Raw genomic sequence first — 19,810 nt, 5'->3', positions numbered from 1 at the left:
TATATACTTTTTTAAAGGAAGTTTTTAATCTAAATAAACTATTTAAAGCATTCACATCGACCGCTCCTTAAAATGCGTATTCCCCTTCACATCAAATTGGCTGATACCGTGGTCAATAGTATCTAAGCCAAACCGGTTATTCAGGTAGTCCATCGCCTGGTACATTCGTTGGACTTTGGGGTTTTCTTGGAAAAACAGTTCGGCCTGGGTAGTCATATTTAACTCGGTAGTCCCAAGCATGATCGCCCGAAATTTCTTCCCCTGGTCTTTACAATAGAACAGCATCGGCAGAACTTTCTGTAGGCAATTTCGAAGCACGTATCCATCGAGGTTAGTCAGCCCAGGAGCTCGGAAGGTAAAGGAGAACCCTTCTTTCTCTTGCCCTTGGAAACGAACATTGCCAAAGTATTTATCCGATTTCTTTCCGTATCCTCGCAGGCGGTAGCAGACCTGCTTCGTCGCCTTGGCAAATTCCCCAGCCACCTTCCACGGGTCATCTGTCCATGTTGAAAACGTATGTCCATAGGAGACACGCTCTGGAATGTATTCGGTATCATCACTGACAATGGCCCGATCCTTTCCGGCTACCGTCTCCCACAGCATTTTGCCAAAGTATTTACCAAACAACTTTTGAAAAAGCGGATAACCACGCTGGATAGCTTCTCCTATACTAGTAATGCCTCGGCCTTTGATCTTTGCGTATCGCCGACTACCTATGCCCCAGACCTCATCTACCGGCAGTGGCCAAATTTTGTCTTTAATTTCTTCCTCTTCTGTTAAAACTGTGAGCCCATCCGGTTTTTCCAGGTCCGAAGCCAGCTTTGAATAGGTTTTGGAGGTTGAAATACCTACGCTACACCGAAGGTTGGTTTCTTCGTAAATAGCTTCTTTCATGGTCCAGGCAAATTCGACCAATTGCTCATAGGATTCGTCCAGCTTCCAGGTAATATCCAGGAAATACTCATCCATGCTATAAGCTTCTACGTCCGGAGAAAAAGTGTCCAGCACGCCTTTAATCCGCTTGCTGAAGGCGCGGTACTTCTCGTAATCCACTTGTTTGAAGATCACGTGGGGGCAAAGCTTGTAGGCCTCCAAGGCGCTCATGCCGGTCTTGATGCCCCAAGCCCGGGCTTCGTATGAACTCGTTGCCACAATACCTTTGACCGTCCCATCCGGCTTGCGCCATCCACCTACTACTACCGGCATGCCATATAGATTGTAGCAGAGTTGCTCCACCTGTGCGTAAAAGGCGTTCATATCAACGTGCACATACAGGCGCGGCTTGTTCCCCGGATGCTGCATATCGGCAGTGATGGTTTGGTACCGCGTAATGTTGTGGACGTTCTTATTTAGCTGATACCGGCCCGGATCGGGCATCTTCGGCCAACTATTTTTTTCACTATAATACATATTGACAATGAGCGTAAGGTTGTTATACTTTATATGTACGAACGTACATATATTACAAAAGCAATTTGAACAATCAAATAGGAGTAGATTATGTGTGGACGATATTGGAGAGATATAAAATTTCAGGAGGCCTGCAAGGATATGTTAGAGGTCCCTTTCGACATTGATGAAATACTGCCGAACTTCAATGTGGCTCCAACCACGCAAAATCCCATTGTATTGCAACGCAATGGAAGCCGAAGTATAGAAATGTTTCGCTGGGGACTGGTCCCACCCTATGAGAAGGAAGGGAAACCGAAATACCCATACATCAATGCTCGAAAAGAGAAAGTGGATTCACACGGAGCATACAAGACATCCTTTAAAAAGTATCGGTGCATTGTACCGGCCTCTGGATTTTATGAATGGCGCAAAAAGGATGGTAACTCGTACCCGTATGCTTTTCGGTTGAAAGATAGTGAAATTGTACCCTTTGCTGGCCTGTATTACATCTGGGAATCCAAAGATGGAAGCAAGAAAATTCCATCTTTTACGATTATCACTACTGATAACAATCAAACAGTCGGTGAGGTACACAACAGCAAGCCCCGCATGCCGGTAATCCTCACGGAGGAAGACTTCGACTGGTGGTTGGATCCCGAAAATAAGAATACCAAGGCCATTAAAGAATCCGGAGTATTTGAGCCGTATCCTGATGATGGCATGTACCGTTATCCTGTATCACAAAAAGTAAATAATGTAAGAAATAACGAACCAGATTTAATTGAAGAGGTCGATGAGTGGGAATAGCAAGCATAGCGAGAAAGAACCCGAGCCACTGATCGTCATTACGACGGTAGCTTCGTTTTCCGACAAGCAAAACGGGATAACCAAACGCTTGCAGCCAATTCGCATCAAGCGCCAAAACGGGCAGGTTCATCGCGTCCAGAAGATTCGCAAATGCCACGAAGAACCAGTCGGTCACGGCCACAAACAGATTCATATTACGCTCCAAACCAAAGATGACCGCTACCTGGATATTGTGTTCGACACGCGAAAGGTAGGCTGGTACCTTGTATATGAAGAAGCGGGCATGCTGTTGGATTAATAGGGAGACTTAAAGAGTCCATGCTGGTTTATGTGTCCTAAATATTTTCCAAGGGTTTGTACCTCTTCGGCCTCATCGGGCTCGATGACAAGATCGTCAAATTCGGGATTGGCAGGTTTAAGGCGAATCCTGTCTTTCTCTTTGTGAACTTTTTTGAGGGTGGTTTCCCCATTATATAGCACAGCTCCTACGTCTCCATTTCGCAATTCAGTTTTTGATAGCAACACATAATCGCCATCGGATATATCAAGCCCAGACATACTCATGCCTTTCACCCGGAGAGCAAAGACGTTCTCTACGTTGGGAAAAAGATGACTGAATGTAATCTCACCCAGGTCTGCCTGTACTGCTTCCTGCATAGCACCGGCTGTAATTTCTCCCAACACCGGAATAGAAGTTCCTGCCTCGTCAGATCCCGGCCATATATCTACAGCCGAGGTAAACCGGTAATTGCCAGACTCGTCCCTTTCCAAATATCCTTTTTCTTCCAAAGCCTGGTGATATTGAAGCGAACTATTTTTTGATTGGAGTCCATTGATATCAGCTGCCTCGCGGTGAGAAGGCAAACGCTGATGCCTGCGAAAGAAGCTGATCAAGCTGTCGTAAAACTGTTTCTGTTTAGGGGTAAGAGAATCCATAGCCATCTTATGAACGTTCGTACATAATGTAAGAACGTTTTATATAGATTCAAAACCTGCATACTTACCTACGACTAATTGTAATAAAACCACTTATCATGAATGTATTTATTCCGAATAAAGAAGAGTTAGAAGAAGCAATTTATGAGGCCGTCCAACAAGTACTGCGGGAAGAAATGCCTGAAATTATTCGCAAAGCTACCAGGAGGAAATGGCTTACAACTGAAGAAGTAATGGAAATGCTTCAATGCTCTCGACGTCATATCCAATATCTAAGGGATAGCAATCAGCTGTCTTATTCACAGAAGGGTCGTACAATTCGATACAATATTGATGATATAGAAGCTTTTTTGAACGAGGGTAAAGTTGAATAATGATAATCCACCATAATCTGAAAGAGGTTGTAGTAAACACCATCCTTTTACAGGCATCTAATAAACCCTGAACTGAATAATAGAGAGTAGGATACCTAACGATATTGCGCATAACAAACACACGCATTTCTGTTGAATTAGCAACTAACGAAAGAAGCACCTAAACCCATGATTATAAAAGACTTGATGAGGTCTGTCGGTATATACTGTTTAGTGAGCTTACTGCCTAATTCTGTAAATGTTTTTTGTATTTCTTTGTCTTTAATTCAAAAGACCGTTCGCCTCCCTCTAGGTGTAATATTATTTCTTCTCGCACGTCCTTTCTTTCTATTGCTCCATGAACTGATATATCAGTAGTGCTGGAAGTCGCTTTAAGAACTTGAAAACGGTCTGCATCGCCTGCAACAGCAACTGTTGGATTGTGAGTTGTGAGTAAAAACTGTCTTTGTTCTTTTCTAGATCGAATTGGGGTTGTTATATCTTCAAATACTGATGCTAAGTCCAAAGCATCTTCTGGTTGATCAATTAAAATTGGAGAGTCATTATCTGTCAATGCAATCATAAGTAATGCTGAAGATTTCTGTCCTATTGATAACTCGGATAGTTTTCCATAGGAACCATCTTGTTTTTTTAATTCAATAGTTGGGGCATCGTCCATTAGATCTTGATGTTGAAGGGAAAGTATCTCCTGAATATTTAATGATTCACATGCCCCCTCATAAATTCTTTCTGCTAAATCTCCATCAATGCCAGTAACTTGTTCCAACTCAGTAGCATCGTCTTCAAGAAGAATTTTTCCAAATTCTCTTGGTCTAATTTTATAAGCAAGTTTTTTTAAGTCTTCGTGTCTGGTGTGTGTACCTCTGCATATTTCAATTAATTGTTCTTCAAATCTTTCCCGATTCCCGTTCTTTGTAAGTGATAAACGGAGCCTTTCTTCAGTGGCTTCAGTAATTTCATCATATTTGTTTGACCTTAATTCAAATATGCGATTTCTAACAACTTCTAATTTATCAAGCTGTTCATCTCTTTTAACTTTGTAATCAGATGCATTGTTTGCTATTGATTGAGAATTTGTTAGCAATTCTTTTAAATCCTTCAATTCGAGATTTAACTCTTCTCTTTTTTTGGTAAGACTCGGAGCATCTCCACCTGCCTCTTCTGCCCATTCTTCATAGGCTTCTTTTGCATTTTCCAGTTCATTATCCCAATCTTCTCTCAAATTTTTCAACTCCATGATCTTATTTTCAATAAGATCTATAGATTCCTGTAGCGATGTTTTGATTTCCTCTTTATTAGTAAGAGAGAGATCATTAAAGTCATTCGATAAAGTATCATCTTCAAGTTCATCTGGTAGATCGGGCAAAACATCAGAGTCTATATTTTCCTTTTCTTCTCTTAATGATTTTTTCCATTCATTTAGTTGCTGAGTATGTTCATCCAAATAGTCCTTTTTAGTTAACATTTCGTTATATGTTACATGTTCTCCAGACCCCAACTGGCGATCAATTTCAGCTATTTTTTCTTCTACACTTGCAATTTCTGTTTTAAGTTGATTGCACTTTTCAGCTTCAGATATGCAATTAGCAAGATCCTGATCTAGAGCATTCAACTGTTCCTGAATTTTTCTCAATTCTCGGAATAATGATGTCAAATCAAGTAATCTGTCAACAAGACTTAACTGAGCTGTTTCATCCCTAGCAATTTCAACTGCTTCTGTTTGGCTGTAGGCCATAATTGGAAAAAGCTCGTCAACTTCACCATCATACTCAGTATTATCTGAGGGTCTTATAACATTAGTTGGATTTGTTTCTCCATTATAAACTCTAGTTATTTTAAACTCCTGCCCGCTTTTTGAAACAACTTGTATTTCTACTGAACAACCAAGACCAAACCTTTTTTCGAGTTTACTTTTATGATCTTTTGAGATCTGTTCTAACTCAGATTCTTGACTTAAACCAAACCTTATTGCTTCAACTAATAACGACTTTCCAACACCCTTGCCACCTACAATACAATTTAATCCTTCATGAAATTGATAGGAACCACTCAAAAATCCTTGAGAAACTGAAATATTTTTGATGTAAGGACCTATTGATTCAGATAATGGAGATATATCTTCATCCGTTCTTATTCTTATTTCTGGATCGTAGAAACATTGTCTTAAGCCATTGAGGTTTACTTCATCCATTTTAAAGTATGAGTACTGCAACGCAATTCCATCCAAAGAATGTCCATTATCACCGGTAGCAGGATTATCCGATGCTCTATGAACAGGTAAAGCTCTTTTGTAATTTTGATCATTCCCATCCAATAAAGACCGATACCTCTCAGTATCACTTACTTCCACGCTTGCAACACGTGGATTATTCATGATTTTGTTTCGTTGTTGCCCTCTCATATCATTTAAAACACCTTTACTTGAATTTGCATGGGCAAGTATTGGAAGAGCATCGCTATTGTATATTAAATCAACTATATCATTTACACTTTTGGAAGAAATTGCTTCTTTATTGCCACGCATTTCAGATGTGATGTCAGCTTTTGCAAGCAAATCATTTACAGCGCCCTCATTTTTTTCTGGATCAAATATCGCAATTATATGTATACCACCTTCACCACCTGAAGCAGTTATCTCAGTGCCTGGAAATACTTTTAAATGCGTAGTATCAGCGGCTATTTTTACTCTGTCAATCCAGTTTGCAGTGTTGTGATCTGTAATAGCAATTGCATCTAAACCGTTATCTAGAGCAGCTTTTACAAATTCTTCTGGTGTTATTTCTCCACCTGACCAATCATGAGATGCAGGAGTGTGAAGATGTAAGTCAAACTTTCTCCATTTTTGCCCGATAAGCCTTGCCATTATTTTTACTCTTAATTGAATGTTATTATGAATAATAACATAATACACTTGAAGCCCACTAACGACAATGCGTACAAGCTACAGGCGCCAACGTGTTGAAATTATTTACAAATGGAAGATTAACTAATAAATGGGAGGCGAGCAAGAATAGGCGAGGCCTGCCCGCTTAAATCGGGTTATACTTCATTTCTCCTCCTCACCTCACGAAATTCTTCGATTGCTTGGGTGCCATATTCTATGGCATGGTTCATGAATTCTCGATATCCTACTGCGTCAAGTATTGGATCTGGAATCATTTCTATGTTTTCTGCCATATGTTGCCTTAAAGGTAATTCAGGAAAACCATCTTCACGCATGAAATCGGCATACGGCATAAATGTCATGATAAGCATCCCAAATGGCATATATCTTTCTCTAAGTTCACGCAGAGTTTGAACTTCATGATCTGGAACCTGAGTGAACCACGTAGGAACTAATGGTTCTGTATAGGAAAGAATAGGATCTAGCTCATCTTGCAAAATCGGTGAAAGAAATTCCTCAAGCCACGTTTCAATAAATTCAGACTGGAATTCTTGCCAAGTTAATAATTCTAAATTGGTATTCTCACATGCTTCAAAAGCACCCGATTGAAATCCATTGCTTGAAATGATATAACCTGAGTTAACACCAAGATCACTTAAAACTGTTCTAAATGAGTGAACAATACCTTGTGGGACATTTCTTGTCCAATGTTTGCATTCGCATGCAATAGTATAAGTACGACCATCTATTTCTTCTTCTCCGTATACATCTATTTCAACTGAACTTCTAACAGTATCAAAGGTACGTTCTATATCAACATCGAAACCACATTCTCTGAGGATAGCTGCAACCTCGTCTTGTAAAGCTCTCCAATCTCCTGGTGTGTTATCTGTTATTAACATAGTTTATGATGTATAAAGACATTGTGCAAAAGAGGCCTTTCTGTTGAATTAGCAACTAACGAAAGATGAGTTTTAAAACCAAGGGCGGCAGAAAATTAGCGAGGTGTGTCTGAATTTAAAGGGATTAGGTTCCACCAACCAGTATTTCATGAATCTGAAGATAAATATTCCCCTTTTGGGCTGCTGATCGCCTTTTTCTAAGCAGAAGTTGTATTAAATCAATTCTTCCTTCCAAAACTGCCATTAAATCACTACCGTCCATTAATATCATTAGACTTCGACCAGAAGAATGAACATCAACTGCATCTTGAGAAAAACCATTTATCGAAAGGAAAAGGCCCAAGGTATTTTCAAGTTTTCGAGATAATTTACCTGCTAAGCTATCCAAATTTTGGGCATTAACTGGATCATTTTGCCATTTACATTCAAGTAAATAATCAGTGTTTTCAAATGTAAAAGCACCATCTATTTGTTCGGCTTTTATTTTGAAAGAAGCTTTTGGATCGAGATCAAATAGTTCAAATAAATCTTTCAGGATCGTTTCAAGCTGGTAACCTCTTTGCTGTGGATCATCGGAAGAAAGCAAGTCGTAGTAAATCTTTTTAAGCTCCTTAAGCTTTTCCTTGACAGCAGTAGCTTCCATCATTTTTTGATGGGCTTCTTCGCGTCTTTTTTCAATTTCTTTTTCTTCCTCCAAAATATCCTCAAGTCCTTTTATTTGTTTTTGGAGGGCTTTTACGGAATCTTCAGCTCTTTCAATTTTTTCTTCTCCATCTTCTACTCGTGCCAAATGACTAAAATCGTCAACTTTGGCCACATCAGTCATCAACTTCAAGAGTTTTCTTTGATATATATCTTCGTTTCGAGCAAGAAAATCCACGAGGTTGCCTACAACATTCCTTTTATAATCGTCCCAATTAAGCCTTGCGATTAATTGAGAATCTTGAAGACTATGAGATAAGAAGCTTCTTAAATCTGATTTAAACCAATAAATATATGTTAATGCCTCTTTTAAAGCATGAAGAGCAGCAGGTGAAATTTGTTTTGAATAATCTCTATTATTGGTCATAAATTGATGAACTGCACGAGGATAAGTTGCTATTCTATTCCTTTTAATCTTTTGTACTCTTCTTCATGATACTTTCTAGCTGTTTTTAAGTAGCCAATAATACTATTCGCATCGTCAGTCGTGACTACTCCTTCAAAATAACTTGTGGAACCAGTAAACTCTTTCTCAATTTTTGTAAAAATTTTTCTGATAGTTACTAAGGTTTCTTCAATTTCAGCTCTACTTATGCCAGGTAAGGGATCAGATCTGAGTTCTAATCTTGTTGGTAAATCCGAATGAGCAATTATCTGATTCCTGAGGTCCCTGATCTTAGATGTTTGTTTTTTGAGCTTTTTCAGCTCTTTTTGCAATTCTTTTTCAACATCACTATCCAGTGTAGAAGTTACTTCTTCCAATAACTTTTTGATCGATGCATTTTCTTTTTTTCTATTTCGGCCAGAGTAAGGTGGATCAGTAAGTCTACCAATTGAGAGAATTATTTCATGCCTCAAAATTCGTTGCAATGAATTAAAAAAGGAGGGAGCTAGTTCATTTAACAACTCAATTGTTTCTTGATCAGTCCCATAAAATATTCGGTAATTTTTCCAATTCTGATGAAGGTGAGCAATATCATTCCAAAGATAGTAGGCCAATAAGCCTGAATCCTGAGGATATGATTTAACAAACTTTTGTTTTATCTCTTCAGCAGTTAATTGTGATCCCATAGTTAATATGTTAACAATCTAACGACTTTGCGCATAACCGGCAGGCGACACGTTTTGAAGTAATTATAAAATAAAAGGTTAACTAATTAATAAGAGGGGAGCAAAGAATGGCGAGGAGCGTCTCATTAAAGACGAGTAATATGGCCAGCCAAAATACTTTTAATCTGTAATATATTCTAATTTTTGATGCTTAATGTCTTTGGCAATTATAGCCATTTCACCGAAGGCAACTTTCGGACGACCTGATTGATCCCAACTTGCTCTTTCTGTTGAAGTACCGCCTAAGCTTGCCCCAGTTGCAGCTGTAATTCCAGCTCCCATTGAAGATGTTACATTCCAAGAACCTCTTAATGTAGCCTTACTTCCATTGTTATTTTTCTCGACAAATACGTCGATTTTTAAAGTTGTTTCTTGTCCAACTTCTTTGAACCCAGTAGAAAGCGTACCCATTTCGCTATTTTCTTGAGAAATGCTAAATCCTTCTGAAGCGAGGTATTGGTAGATTGTTTTATAAAAGTCAGATGATGATTCATTAGAATACAGTTCAATCGCATTTGCGTCATCTGGTATTTCAGATGAAACTTCAGTAGGAATGTTTGAAGTAGTTACACAAGAAGTTAAAAATATTGTGAAAACAATGAATAAAAGTTGATTACGTAGCATGATGAATTATTCTATTCGATTTATTAAAGGCCGTATAACGACCTGGTGCTTAAGGTGCCCTCGGAATAACAATAATCTATTAAGTAACGAACGGAAAGCTAAAAAGCCAAAAGTTGGCAGGTGATGACGCGGTATGTTCCCTTGAAGGCAATTATAGATCGCCTTGTGGTACGTTTTAGAATTTTATGCCCAGCTAAATGCGTTTTAATGCAGCTTAGTTTCTGTTATAAGTCCTTTGTAAATCGACATTGTGGAAAGTTTTCGCATCCTAAAAACTTCGTGCCAGCATTATGACCTTTTTTTGCTATTCTCTCAACTAGCTTCGAACCACATTTCGGGCAAACTGTTATTGAATTATGCCTTTCACGCAATGATTGCACATGATCTTTAGTGGTGAGTGAAGACTCAGAAACGAAGTAATCAATTTCATTGACTATCTGATCAATTTCTTCAGGCGAAAGAACTCGATCCTTAAACTGCTTAATGTATTTGCCTAACCGGGAGTTTAATACGTTATCTGGCAGTTGTGTTTTAAATTTACAATTGCCAACGAAGTAAATAACAGTATGTATGATTGATTCATTAAGGCCCAAAAATTCTGATAGAATCTTTTTTTGTCTAAAGGTTTGCCTAATCGGGTTCTGAAAAGAATAATTATCCCCATATAGTGACTGGGTCCATTTTTGTTGATCCTCAGATCCAAATATCCAACCTTTCCTATTCTTTGTTTCTACTATGAACAGCCCATATGGTGATACAAGAAGGTGGTCAATTTGGGTTGTACCCTTTTTCGATTTAATGATGACATCATGAAATCTTCGGTAAACTTTTGAATTGAGTGATAGCCATAGATAGAAAGTAGTCTTTTTTTCACCAAACCAACCTCTAAATAGGTTCATTATTTTTTTACGCATTAGTGGAATTAGCCAAACAAAACCGATTATCACTAATAACACCAACAAAGCTGTGGCTGAATCGTCCATTGAAATATTTTTAAACTATGTTCAACAGGTTCCTATAACGAGATTGCGCATAAGCTGTAGGCGACAACGTATTGAAATTGTCTGCAAATAAAAGAGTAACTATAAAAAGAGAGGTTGACAAGAATAGGCGAGGTGTATCCGAGTTAAAGGGGGTAGGCCAACTTATTTAGAATTATATTTTTCTACATTACCTTTGTAAATATATCCCATTTTCGGAATTGATTTTTCATAGTCAAAATACTCAACATAGAACCATCTCTTTTGGTCTTTTAAAATTTTGACGGGTTGGTTAGGGTAAACTCTATAAAGGGTATCGGCGTTGCTGGTAGCTTGTTCCCTTATAGGTGACTCCTTTGTAACAATATAAATTAGTTCTTCACTGTCATCTTTAGCTAAATCGTTAAGTAACGGAATCACTTCTTGATTTAGGTCTGTCAGTATTTCATTGGATTTCACCTGGTTTTCATTTAAGGTGGACAGGTTATCAGATACTTGATTGTTAACTTGAGATTGAGAGTAAGTTAAAACCAAGGAAATAGTTGTTAAAACTGCCATATATAAATGTAGCAGGCCATGAGCACTTATTTTTCCTTTTGGCAGTTCTTCAATCTTTTTTCTGAAAAAATGATTTATATCTTCAAGGAGGGTTTCCCTAGAACTTCTATCAAATTCTTCTAAAGCTAATTCCTGCTTATAAACTTCATTGATTTTTTTAAAATCAACTCGTGGGAGATTAGCTACTGATGCAATAGCAAGTTCAGCAGTATTTATATTATTAGCTAATGCAGCAATGTTATTAGCAATATTAAGATTTAACTCTTGATAAATTTTCTGCTGTTGTTCATTGAATTGAGAAAAGACTTCTTCATTTAGTTTTGCAATTTTTGCAAAGTCAAAATCGTGTAGAAAATTTGCAGAACTTAGAGCTTCAGCAAGTTTAAGTGATGGATTTATCGCAATTTTATTTATTTCCGAGAATTGTTGGGAAAGTCCAGCTAACGCATTTGTTTTTATAGCATTACTAAGCTGTTCCATACTTTTTTGATATTGCTCGCTCAAATAAAACTGAATTCTTTTATTTTCCTTGTCCTCATTCATGATTTAACTTTCTGAGTTGGCCAAACGACATTGTACATAACCGGCCTTACAGTTTTTAATTCAATTTCAGTTTACTATTTGCTGACAAGAAAGTAAAACAAGCACGAGAAGGCGGGTTAGCCTGCTAAAATTAAGTTAACAACTGAAGTAAGGCTGGAAAATAAGGAGCTAAAACAGTTGTGTGATTAGCGGCTATAGCCATAAATTTTGCGTAGTTTTCGGAATAAGATTCTGTTCCTGCTGAATTTTCTAACTCCTCAATTCTCTTAAGCAGTTCTTCTTTTTCTGAGTCAGGAATCTCATTCTCAACTGTGGATCTTAAATCAGCAAAGAATTCTTGTGAACTTTTGTCGACAATATTAATTGAGTTATCATTAGAACTAATATTAACTCTCGAATTCTCACCATGAAGATTAAAAACTGTTTTATCTGACTCGTTAGATAACGTTGTTACTTTTTTGACTTTTGCTTGATATTCCCCACCTGAATTGTTTGAAAAAAATCCTTTATCTAGAACTTTGTAATTTTCTTCGATACAATTTGGCAAAGTACGTTGTAAAATATCCCCTTCTTCGAGAGGAATTTTATGGTTATCGATAAATATTATTTCAGGTTGAACATCAGCAGGTATATTTTCTTTAAAAACTTCTCCATTCTTGATCAAAGTTACTTCGTCAGGTAAAATCATTTTTATAGACTTGTTAAATTAAAATTAGCAGGCTAATGAGCCCCTCCCAATTATTCAGCCAGTTAAAAGTAGAGAATCGGGCGACATCCGCATAACCGGCCGGAATATAGAATTAGTTTTAAAATGAAAGGGGGGCAAGTTAATGGCGATGCCTGTCCGAGTTATTGCGCGGTTAGGCACAAATTAGTTTAGGTTAACCTAGCATATATCTAGTAAATTTAATTGGACCTTCATTTTGAGGAAGTGGCGCAGTAATTATCTCATCCTTAAATACTTTCCCATTGTTTAATTCAATCTCTAAAAATATAGCTAAATTGGGTTCACGTTGTTTACTTTCGCTGACACTCATCATTACTTTCATGTCGTGCATCTCATTAGTAACTGTTGCGACTTGTGCCTCTCCGTATTTATATTTTTGAGTAGCTACAGACGCCTTTTCTACTTCACATTTAAATTTGTAAGAGATTGAATTTATCTCGCTCGCAAATCCAAAATCATCCTTTAGAACCAGAGGCTGTTTCAAAGCCCATCTAGCTTCTGCTATGTTGCCTTTTTTGAAATCTCCTTTTTCCTCGTCATAAGCTTTTATAAGAGTCTCTCTCATTGGATTTTTAATATCCGGCTTATTAAAAATGGAGGCACGATACTCATCCAAATTTCCAAGTCTTTTTCCTTCAAGGTTAAAAACACTGACTTTTGATTCATCTTTCTCGAAAAGAACTCGGTTAGATTCATAAAAAATCGATACAGGTATAAATCTAACTAGTGTTATATACATCGCATCAATATTCTTTACATCTCTGCCCCAATCTTCTTCAATTGCATTTTCAAGTGTTAATAGTTCAATATTACTTTTTATTGCAGCTTCGTAAGCAGTATCTGTAAAACCTGACCTGGAAACAGCTATAATTTTATGTATAGGCAAATATTTAAATCTGCCAATCAATGAGTCTATCCATGGCATTCCCGATTTTCTTTTTTGATCTCGACATTCGATTGCAATATTAACAGGGTGTCCATTCACTTCTGTCTCAATGAGGATATCTACCTCCCTTTGGACGCCGTTTCTTTTATCTTCAAGCAACTTAGATTCAGTTACAGTAATATTTTCTTCTGCCAATTGAGATTCAATTAGCTTTATAAGTCTCTGAAAATCATTACTTCTTTTAGGCATAAATATTGTAAGCTTAAAATTGTAATCACAGCCTCTAAAGCTTTGGTAAAGTTTAAATAGAACAAAAATGACTGGACTATGACTAAACGAATAGCTTTAAAATGTGTACAATATCTTTTTTTTGTACCTAACGACATTGCGAATAAGCTACAGGCACCAACGTGTTGAAATTACCTGTAAATGAAAGGTTAACTAATAAAAGGGAAGCGGGCAAGAATTGGCGAGGCACATCCGCTTAAAGGCGGGTTAGGGCAAGTGGGCATCTTAACTCCAATTGAACTCATAGTTTTCCACATGCTGGAACTCCTTGCAAAGATCACCATATTCCTTATCGAAAAGTTTAATTGCAATGGCTGAAAGAGATTCAAAACTAACATGTGATATCAAGTCATAACTTTTGTACAGGAAATTTCTATCTAGTTTAAATTCTTCTCCCAAACTATAATCGGAGGTTTCAACAAACGCTAAATAATCTTTTGATACTTTGGAATTGTTATGAATCAAGAAATTCCTTACAAGTATTAGCTCATGTAGTTTATCAATCTCATCTGATTTGAGTCTTATTTTAAATACGTAAGGTTTGTTATTTAATTTTTTAATTAAGTCAGAAACTTTTTGATATCCAGATTTTTCTAACTCTTTCTCGATCAAATAGTCATGGATGTTGTCAAAGTTTTTAAGATCTAATATTGTTTGCCATTCAACAGGTTTTTCTCCTGATATAAATTCCGGTTTTTGTTTAAAAATCACTCGTAGATAGTCTTGAAAAATACCTTCTAAGAAGGTGAAATACGTAATATACTCTTGCTTCAAATGAAGCTTTTGGAAATCAAAATTATAACCATCTTGGAAGTTAGCATCACCAAACACTTTTATTAATGGACGTATATACCTGAAATTTCTATCTGTTGTCCCTCTCTTATTTTCCCTAATTCCATCGGCTAAATATTCGATTTCATCTTTCCATTGTGCTTCAATCTTTTTAGGCACATTGCTAGGAAAATCCTCGAATATATCTTCATTCATCACACCTGTTAAAAAGGTTTGTGCTAAGTTGTTATCAAAATCGGTGAATTGGTTTTTTAAAAAACTAAAGTTGCACACAAGATTTAGCGGTTTTTGGTTGAATGAATTTAACTTGCCCTAACGACATCGCATAAGGTGCCTTAATGCGCGAGTTATATATCGCTGGGATATTCGCTGTAGTGCTTCTTAAATCCTTTCAAATTTTGAAGAAACCCATACTCTTTGCACCTTTTTTCTATTTCTTCCAGATATGATTCATCTAACTCTTCCCCGATTCCCCAATAAGCATAGTATACTGGTTGAATTTTTTGATTAGTTATTAAAACTATATGATTTGATGATTTTTTATCAGCGAAATAAATGTGGGTGCCTACAGCTAATGTTTCACATAACCACTCAGCAAGGTCGGATTGTAAGATATCATTACTAACATATATAAGGGCATAATAATGATCATCAATTGAGAAAACACGGCGTGCTATAAACTCTTTTTTCTCTTTGTGCTTGTCGATCAGCTCAAAAAGTGAATCTGTAATAACTCTTCTCATTAATCGGTCTAAATTAAGTAGCACTTCTGCTAATTTAGTATTAGCAGGATTGGAATAGTTTTTAAGAATAAATTCTTCTACGAGCCAATCAATAAAATAGCTTGGCTTATCTGCTAACCGTTTTAATCTAGTTTGTTCATTTTGGTCATACTTATTCCATTCGTCACTTATATCTAATAGAACGTGATCCACTTTCTGATAATATTCTGAAGGGAATTCGCGGGCATTTGTTAAATAAACTGCTGCTAAATCAAGCTCATTTCCGTTTAAAGAAACGTTTTCGTTATTTGATAATAAATTATGGCGTTTAATCAGATAGTCTATTAAATCTGAAGTGGTGTCAAATTCGCTTACTACTTTTTCAAAGTAGGATTGCAGAAAAATTGAGATGGGCTTGTCTTCTTTTTTTAAGTCGTGAATAGGATAATATTCTAAATCATCGTTATGAAATACTGTTATTAAATAAATATCAGTAATTTCCTCTTTTTTAATGACGACTTCGCCACGCTCTTCATGAATAATTTTAATATTATCTCTATTAGTAATTTTTCTTTCTGCCCCATGAAGTTGACGAGATGATTTTTCAATCACTTTTCTGAAAAATTTCTCATGATCTCCTTTAAATGCATAATTCTTGACAGATATTAGAAACAAATGCCCATCAAAAAAAATCAAGATGTCACATATTTCTTTTTTATCACCATCCACATCCATTGGATTAATAAATGTCCAGTGTGATAGGTATGAAGAAGTTAATAATTCATAGGTAGCTTCTTCGGCCTCTTTTCCTTTTTTGTTGAATTTATTCATAGAATATGATAGCCACATATAACGACATGGCGTATAACTGGCAGGCGCCAGAATGTTGAATTAGTTTTAAAATGAAAGCTTAACTAATAAATGAAAGGGAGGCAAGGAAATGGCGAGGCCTGTCCGCGTTAAAGGCGGGTTTGCCTCCTGTTATATTATTTTCCACGAGCAATTTCTGCTTGAGTTTCTATCCAATCTTGGACCCTGTACTCAATATATTCATCAATTTCTTTCAGCATTTTGTCGGGTAATCTTAGAGCCTTTCCAAGATGTCTGGTGAATGTCATATTTGCTTCTTTGAGGAGATCTTCTAGATCTGGATGAATCTTGTCTTTATCTTCTTTGCTAGAAAACTCCTCATGATTATATGAGACGAATATTGAATCAGTAATGCCAATGGATTTTTCCCTTAGATATTGGGCAGAACTTAAAATTATTATCGCATCAGCAACACTGTTCTTATTCTTGATAAAAGGTGCTTGTTTCTGAAGAGCCCATTCTGCAGCTTTGATTTTCATTTCATCAGTAATAGGTGTGACATCACATTCCTTAATTAATTTTTCAGTTTCTTCAACTTGTTGTTTAGCAGTTTCAATAAACTCACTTCGATGGCTTAAAAAATCCTTGACCAGTTCCCCATATTTATCTTCCATTTCATCGTCAAAGTTTTCAAACATCTTTTTTGTATAAGAAAATACTTCATCTGCTTTTTTAGCTACATCCTTTAAAGTTGTTTCTTTATTTCTCTCCCACTCTTGTATAATGATATCATTGGTTAATAAAATGATTTCTCCAGAATCTCTTTTTTCTTTGATTTGATCAATTATGCCAGCAGGCCAATTCTTGGCTACATAACTAATCCAGATATTGGTATCAAAAACCAAACTAATCATATTGAAATGGAATTAAGCATGCTAACGACATTGCGTATAAGGTGCCTTTACGTATTACTGTTGAATTAGCAACTAACAAAAGATGAGTTTAAAACCCAAGACCGGCAAAGTATAGGCGAGGTATGTCCCCTTAAAGGCGGATTAGCTGTTCGTTTATGCTTTGTCTCCGGTAAGTACGAGATCATCAAGGTAGTTTAAAAAGGATAATTTCGTATCAAATTCGTCCATCTTATGTAAAGACTCTAATATCGCTGTACGAACATGAGCTTGGAAATAGGTTAAGAGATCATCATCTATATCTGTTCGACGTCCATGATGGATATAAGAACTTCTATATTTATACGCTTCGCTTAAATACTCCAATACCTTCTTCCGATCTTCAATATCTTCAAAACCTAAAAATGATAATCTGAGTCCAATAGATTTTTTGATTGGCTCTCCTGAGTCTTTCAGTAGAAGTGTTTCTAGACATACTAGTAGAAATACTAATTTATCTTGAATGTCTGAAGAGGTAATGCTTTTGTCGAGAAGAAATAGACAGTTAGTTAAAGTTTCTTGGAAATCTGTTAATTCCGATTTTTTTAATAAATCATCAATTAAATACATGCTTAGATCTTCCATTCTTTTTATTTCCTGAGCTGTAATATTCCAGAATGGCTGACCGTTTATTTTGGGATTAATTACAAAGTCTGGGAGTCCTTCAGAAAAGGCAAAAACATGGGTGGCTGGAACTATATTACTTTCAAAGAAACCAACCGTAGAAATAAGTTTTGGAAGTTTTGCTGATGGTGAATAAAACCGTAAACCCACAAGACTTTTTTCAGCTTCCCTTTTTGCAATTTCAATTGCCTTATCTTGTTCAGCAATCAACTCATGGTAAGCAATAACTTTTCCCTGAAAGTTATCTCTTAGCCATTGGTGCGTTTTAGAAGGTTCCTTACCATGCTCTTTTTGATAGTGTTCTTCTAAATCATCAAATAAATTCTGTCTTAAAAATGTGAATTTACAATTGCCTACTGAAAAAGAACTATCTATGAATAAGTTTTGGATTGGAAATGCTATTCTAAAAGGCTTTATATCATTTTCTGAATTCTTAATTATATATTTGGTTAAAGTAACCTCACTTGATTTTAGATACTTTTCTTTTAGCCATTGAAAAACCAATTTATCTAAATATTTATCGCTAAGAAGATCTCTTATTTCTTTTCTTTTGGCTAAGCTATCAATGAAAGTTGAGTATTCCTCTAGTTTCTCATCTTTGAAACCAACATATGTATCGTTATCGGGATTAGGAAAAGTTTTAACTATTTCTTCTCCCAAAATATTAACAACACTTTCAGTATTTATCTCAATACCATCGTCTGATATATGGCTAGTAGGATGGTGGTCAACCGATCTTTCACTATTTGGATTTCCAGTATTTTCAGAAGGTTTTTTACTGAATACAGAGAGCTCAGAATAAAAATACTCTCCCTTTGAATTTATGTGTTCTATAAAAGGATCAGGTAATTCTATCTTCATGAGGTGAATTTTTAACAAATAGCTAACCTTAGCTTATGAGCAGAGAGTTAAATACTATTCATTGTCAATATACTATGCAAAGCTGAAGTTTAAGTTCATCTAAAAGGGATTTGTCAATATATTGTTTATCCATATCCCTCACTCTTAGAAGAACTTTTCTCAAACTAGCACATCTTGTTTCTTCTTTTCCCATCCTGTCCCAATCTCTGGCAGTTTATTGCAGGCTATTCCAGCCCATCCCGGGGTATTTCTCTTGATTTGAAATAGTGTTACGTTGACATCGGTGATTGCAAATAGTGATACAATCACGACATATTAACCAAGCCTGGCCCGATGCCTCAACACTTGTCGAATACCTTAGAAACCCAGAAACGCGATTATGCCACTACCCTCCAGGAACTGCGAGAGGGGATGCCTATTTTCGGGCGCATTACTGGCCGGACTGATGATTTCATCGACGTCGAGAAGGATATTCCGTTCAACATTCGTTCTCCTTTTAAGGTGGCGAAGGCCATGTGCCGCCTGGAGCCTGGCATTTATACCCTGCATACCGGCGATGACCATGATATTGAAATCAATTTCCGGATTGACGACCCAAACAAGCAGGCTGAAGTAGCTGGTGACCTGTTCGGGCAATCAACGGGCTCCAGGGAGACCAAAGACGAAGACTATTACAGCAACCGTATTCTTAGACTGGAAGGGGAGCTCCACGATGCGGACCGCAAGATCCGCCAGCAGGTTGATGAGATTATGAATCTGAAACGAGAACTTGCCGAAGATAAAACTACGACCCTGCTCACCCACCAGAAAGAGCTGGCCGACCTCAAAGAATCCCATCGCAACGAAATTGACCGGCTCAAAGAAATTCAACGAAGTAACCTCAAAGCTCTCGAAAAAGAGCTCGGAGAACTGGAAAAGGTAAAGTTCCGCATGGAGATGGAACAGCGAGCGGGTGGCAGAGACGCCGGAAGCCGCATGCTAGATATGCTGGAAGAAAATGCGCCCTTGTTTTTTAGCGTCATCTCAGGGCTCTTTGCCCAACGGGCCGGAAGCCAAGGCCAACTAACTCCCGAGCAAACCGAGGCTTTTAAAGCCGCAGTAGCCCAAAAGATTCAATCTCAGAACAAGTCTGACCTACCCCAACAAGATGCCCTCCTGAAAAACGAAGCCGAACAACCCAAAGGTGCCGGGGAGGAGACTCCTCGGCACCTTCCCGCCGACGGAGCCGATATCCCAGAGACCCTACTGGATGCCGCAGGCGGGCCGACTCTGAACGGCAGCTTTTCTTCACCCGAGGCAGGTGGCCATCCCGAATCACCCATGACCATATAACCAACT

Annotated in this window: 19 protein-coding genes; 4 read left to right on the top strand and 15 right to left on the bottom strand. The window is 37.2% G+C overall.

Features of this window, described 5'->3' with window-relative positions; all coding sequences use genetic code 11:
* Nucleotides 1-51: 51 nt before the first annotated feature.
* Nucleotides 52-1,377 (bottom strand): Y-family DNA polymerase, encoded by a 1,326-nt coding sequence (locus tag ACG2F4_RS06805; protein ID WP_395259468.1) that lies wholly within the window; start codon nt 1,375-1,377, stop codon nt 52-54.
* A 123-nt stretch (nt 1,378-1,500) separates the two neighbouring features.
* On the opposite strand from ACG2F4_RS06805, the gene ACG2F4_RS06800 reads away from it, so the two are divergent.
* Both ACG2F4_RS06800 and ACG2F4_RS06795 read left to right on the top strand, forming a co-directional pair.
* Nucleotides 1,501-2,199 (top strand): SOS response-associated peptidase, encoded by a 699-nt coding sequence (locus ACG2F4_RS06800; protein WP_395259467.1) that lies wholly within the window; start codon nt 1,501-1,503, stop codon nt 2,197-2,199.
* On the top strand, nt 2,186-2,497 hold the full coding sequence (locus ACG2F4_RS06795) for a hypothetical protein (RefSeq protein ID WP_395259466.1): 312 nt from the start codon (nt 2,186-2,188) through the stop codon (nt 2,495-2,497). The genes ACG2F4_RS06800 and ACG2F4_RS06795 overlap by 14 nt, the downstream gene beginning before the upstream one ends.
* On the opposite strand, the gene lexA is transcribed toward ACG2F4_RS06795, so the two are convergent.
* Complete coding sequence (gene lexA / locus ACG2F4_RS06790) at nt 2,494-3,135, bottom strand: transcriptional repressor LexA (protein WP_395259465.1); 642 nt, start codon at nt 3,133-3,135, stop codon at nt 2,494-2,496. The two genes, ACG2F4_RS06795 and lexA, sit on opposite strands and share 4 nt — an antisense overlap.
* Before the next feature lie 98 nt (nt 3,136-3,233).
* Here lexA and ACG2F4_RS06785 point away from each other — a divergent pair, with 98 nt between their 5' ends.
* Entirely contained in the window at nt 3,234-3,509 is a 276-nt protein-coding gene (locus ACG2F4_RS06785; protein WP_395259464.1) for a helix-turn-helix domain-containing protein, read from the top strand.
* Nucleotides 3,510-3,735: 226 nt separating this feature from the next.
* On the opposite strand, the gene ACG2F4_RS06780 is transcribed toward ACG2F4_RS06785, so the two are convergent.
* The 13 genes from ACG2F4_RS06780 to ACG2F4_RS06720 form a co-directional block, all read right to left on the bottom strand.
* On the bottom strand, nt 3,736-6,372 hold the full coding sequence (locus ACG2F4_RS06780; RefSeq protein ID WP_395259463.1) for a TrlF family AAA-like ATPase: 2,637 nt from the start codon (nt 6,370-6,372) through the stop codon (nt 3,736-3,738).
* A 176-nt stretch (nt 6,373-6,548) separates the two neighbouring features.
* Nucleotides 6,549-7,295 (bottom strand): restriction endonuclease, encoded by a 747-nt coding sequence (locus tag ACG2F4_RS06775; protein ID WP_395259462.1) that lies wholly within the window; start codon nt 7,293-7,295, stop codon nt 6,549-6,551.
* A 124-nt stretch (nt 7,296-7,419) separates the two neighbouring features.
* Nucleotides 7,420-8,364: a restriction endonuclease gene (locus ACG2F4_RS06770; RefSeq protein WP_395259461.1), complete on the bottom strand. Its 945-nt coding sequence runs from the start codon at nt 8,362-8,364 to the stop codon at nt 7,420-7,422.
* Nucleotides 8,365-8,393: 29 nt separating this feature from the next.
* Nucleotides 8,394-9,068, bottom strand: coding sequence for a hypothetical protein (locus ACG2F4_RS06765; protein ID WP_395259460.1), 675 nt, complete (start codon nt 9,066-9,068; stop codon nt 8,394-8,396).
* A gap of 159 nt (nt 9,069-9,227) precedes the next feature.
* Complete coding sequence (locus ACG2F4_RS06760; protein WP_395259459.1) at nt 9,228-9,731, bottom strand: hypothetical protein; 504 nt, start codon at nt 9,729-9,731, stop codon at nt 9,228-9,230.
* Between the two features lie 224 nt (nt 9,732-9,955).
* Nucleotides 9,956-10,714, bottom strand: a complete 759-nt coding sequence (locus ACG2F4_RS06755; protein WP_395259458.1) for an NERD domain-containing protein — start codon at nt 10,712-10,714, stop codon at nt 9,956-9,958.
* Nucleotides 10,715-10,876: 162 nt separating this feature from the next.
* A complete protein-coding gene (locus tag ACG2F4_RS06750; RefSeq protein WP_395259457.1) occupies nt 10,877-11,812 on the bottom strand; it encodes an SH3 domain-containing protein in 936 nt (311 codons plus the stop codon).
* A gap of 130 nt (nt 11,813-11,942) precedes the next feature.
* The gene (locus ACG2F4_RS06745) at nt 11,943-12,500 is read right to left on the bottom strand and encodes a hypothetical protein (protein ID WP_395259456.1); all 558 of its coding nucleotides are present in this window, start codon (nt 12,498-12,500) and stop codon (nt 11,943-11,945) included.
* Between the two features lie 193 nt (nt 12,501-12,693).
* The gene (locus ACG2F4_RS06740; RefSeq protein ID WP_395259455.1) at nt 12,694-13,674 is read right to left on the bottom strand and encodes a restriction endonuclease; all 981 of its coding nucleotides are present in this window, start codon (nt 13,672-13,674) and stop codon (nt 12,694-12,696) included.
* A gap of 264 nt (nt 13,675-13,938) precedes the next feature.
* The gene (locus tag ACG2F4_RS06735; protein WP_395259454.1) at nt 13,939-14,700 is read right to left on the bottom strand and encodes a hypothetical protein; all 762 of its coding nucleotides are present in this window, start codon (nt 14,698-14,700) and stop codon (nt 13,939-13,941) included.
* Between the two features lie 152 nt (nt 14,701-14,852).
* Nucleotides 14,853-16,058 carry a hypothetical protein gene (locus tag ACG2F4_RS06730; protein ID WP_395259453.1) on the bottom strand — a complete coding sequence of 402 codons (1,206 nt, stop codon included), beginning with the start codon at nt 16,056-16,058 and terminating at the stop codon, nt 14,853-14,855.
* Nucleotides 16,059-16,213: 155 nt separating this feature from the next.
* A complete protein-coding gene (locus ACG2F4_RS06725) occupies nt 16,214-16,942 on the bottom strand; it encodes a PIN domain-containing protein (protein ID WP_395259452.1) in 729 nt (242 codons plus the stop codon).
* A 162-nt stretch (nt 16,943-17,104) separates the two neighbouring features.
* Complete coding sequence (locus tag ACG2F4_RS06720) at nt 17,105-18,472, bottom strand: hypothetical protein (protein ID WP_395259451.1); 1,368 nt, start codon at nt 18,470-18,472, stop codon at nt 17,105-17,107.
* A 333-nt stretch (nt 18,473-18,805) separates the two neighbouring features.
* On the opposite strand from ACG2F4_RS06720, the gene ACG2F4_RS06715 reads away from it, so the two are divergent.
* Nucleotides 18,806-19,804, top strand: a complete 999-nt coding sequence (locus ACG2F4_RS06715) for a hypothetical protein (RefSeq protein WP_395259450.1) — start codon at nt 18,806-18,808, stop codon at nt 19,802-19,804.
* Nucleotides 19,805-19,810: the final 6 nt, after the last annotated feature.

Origin of the sequence: Halalkalibaculum sp. DA3122 (assembly GCF_043951865.1) — a bacterium.
Classification (GTDB): domain Bacteria; phylum Bacteroidota; class Rhodothermia; order Balneolales; family Balneolaceae; genus JAMQKA01.
Note: the sequence above shows the minus strand (reverse complement) of the source record. Positions and strands in the feature narration are given on the sequence as shown.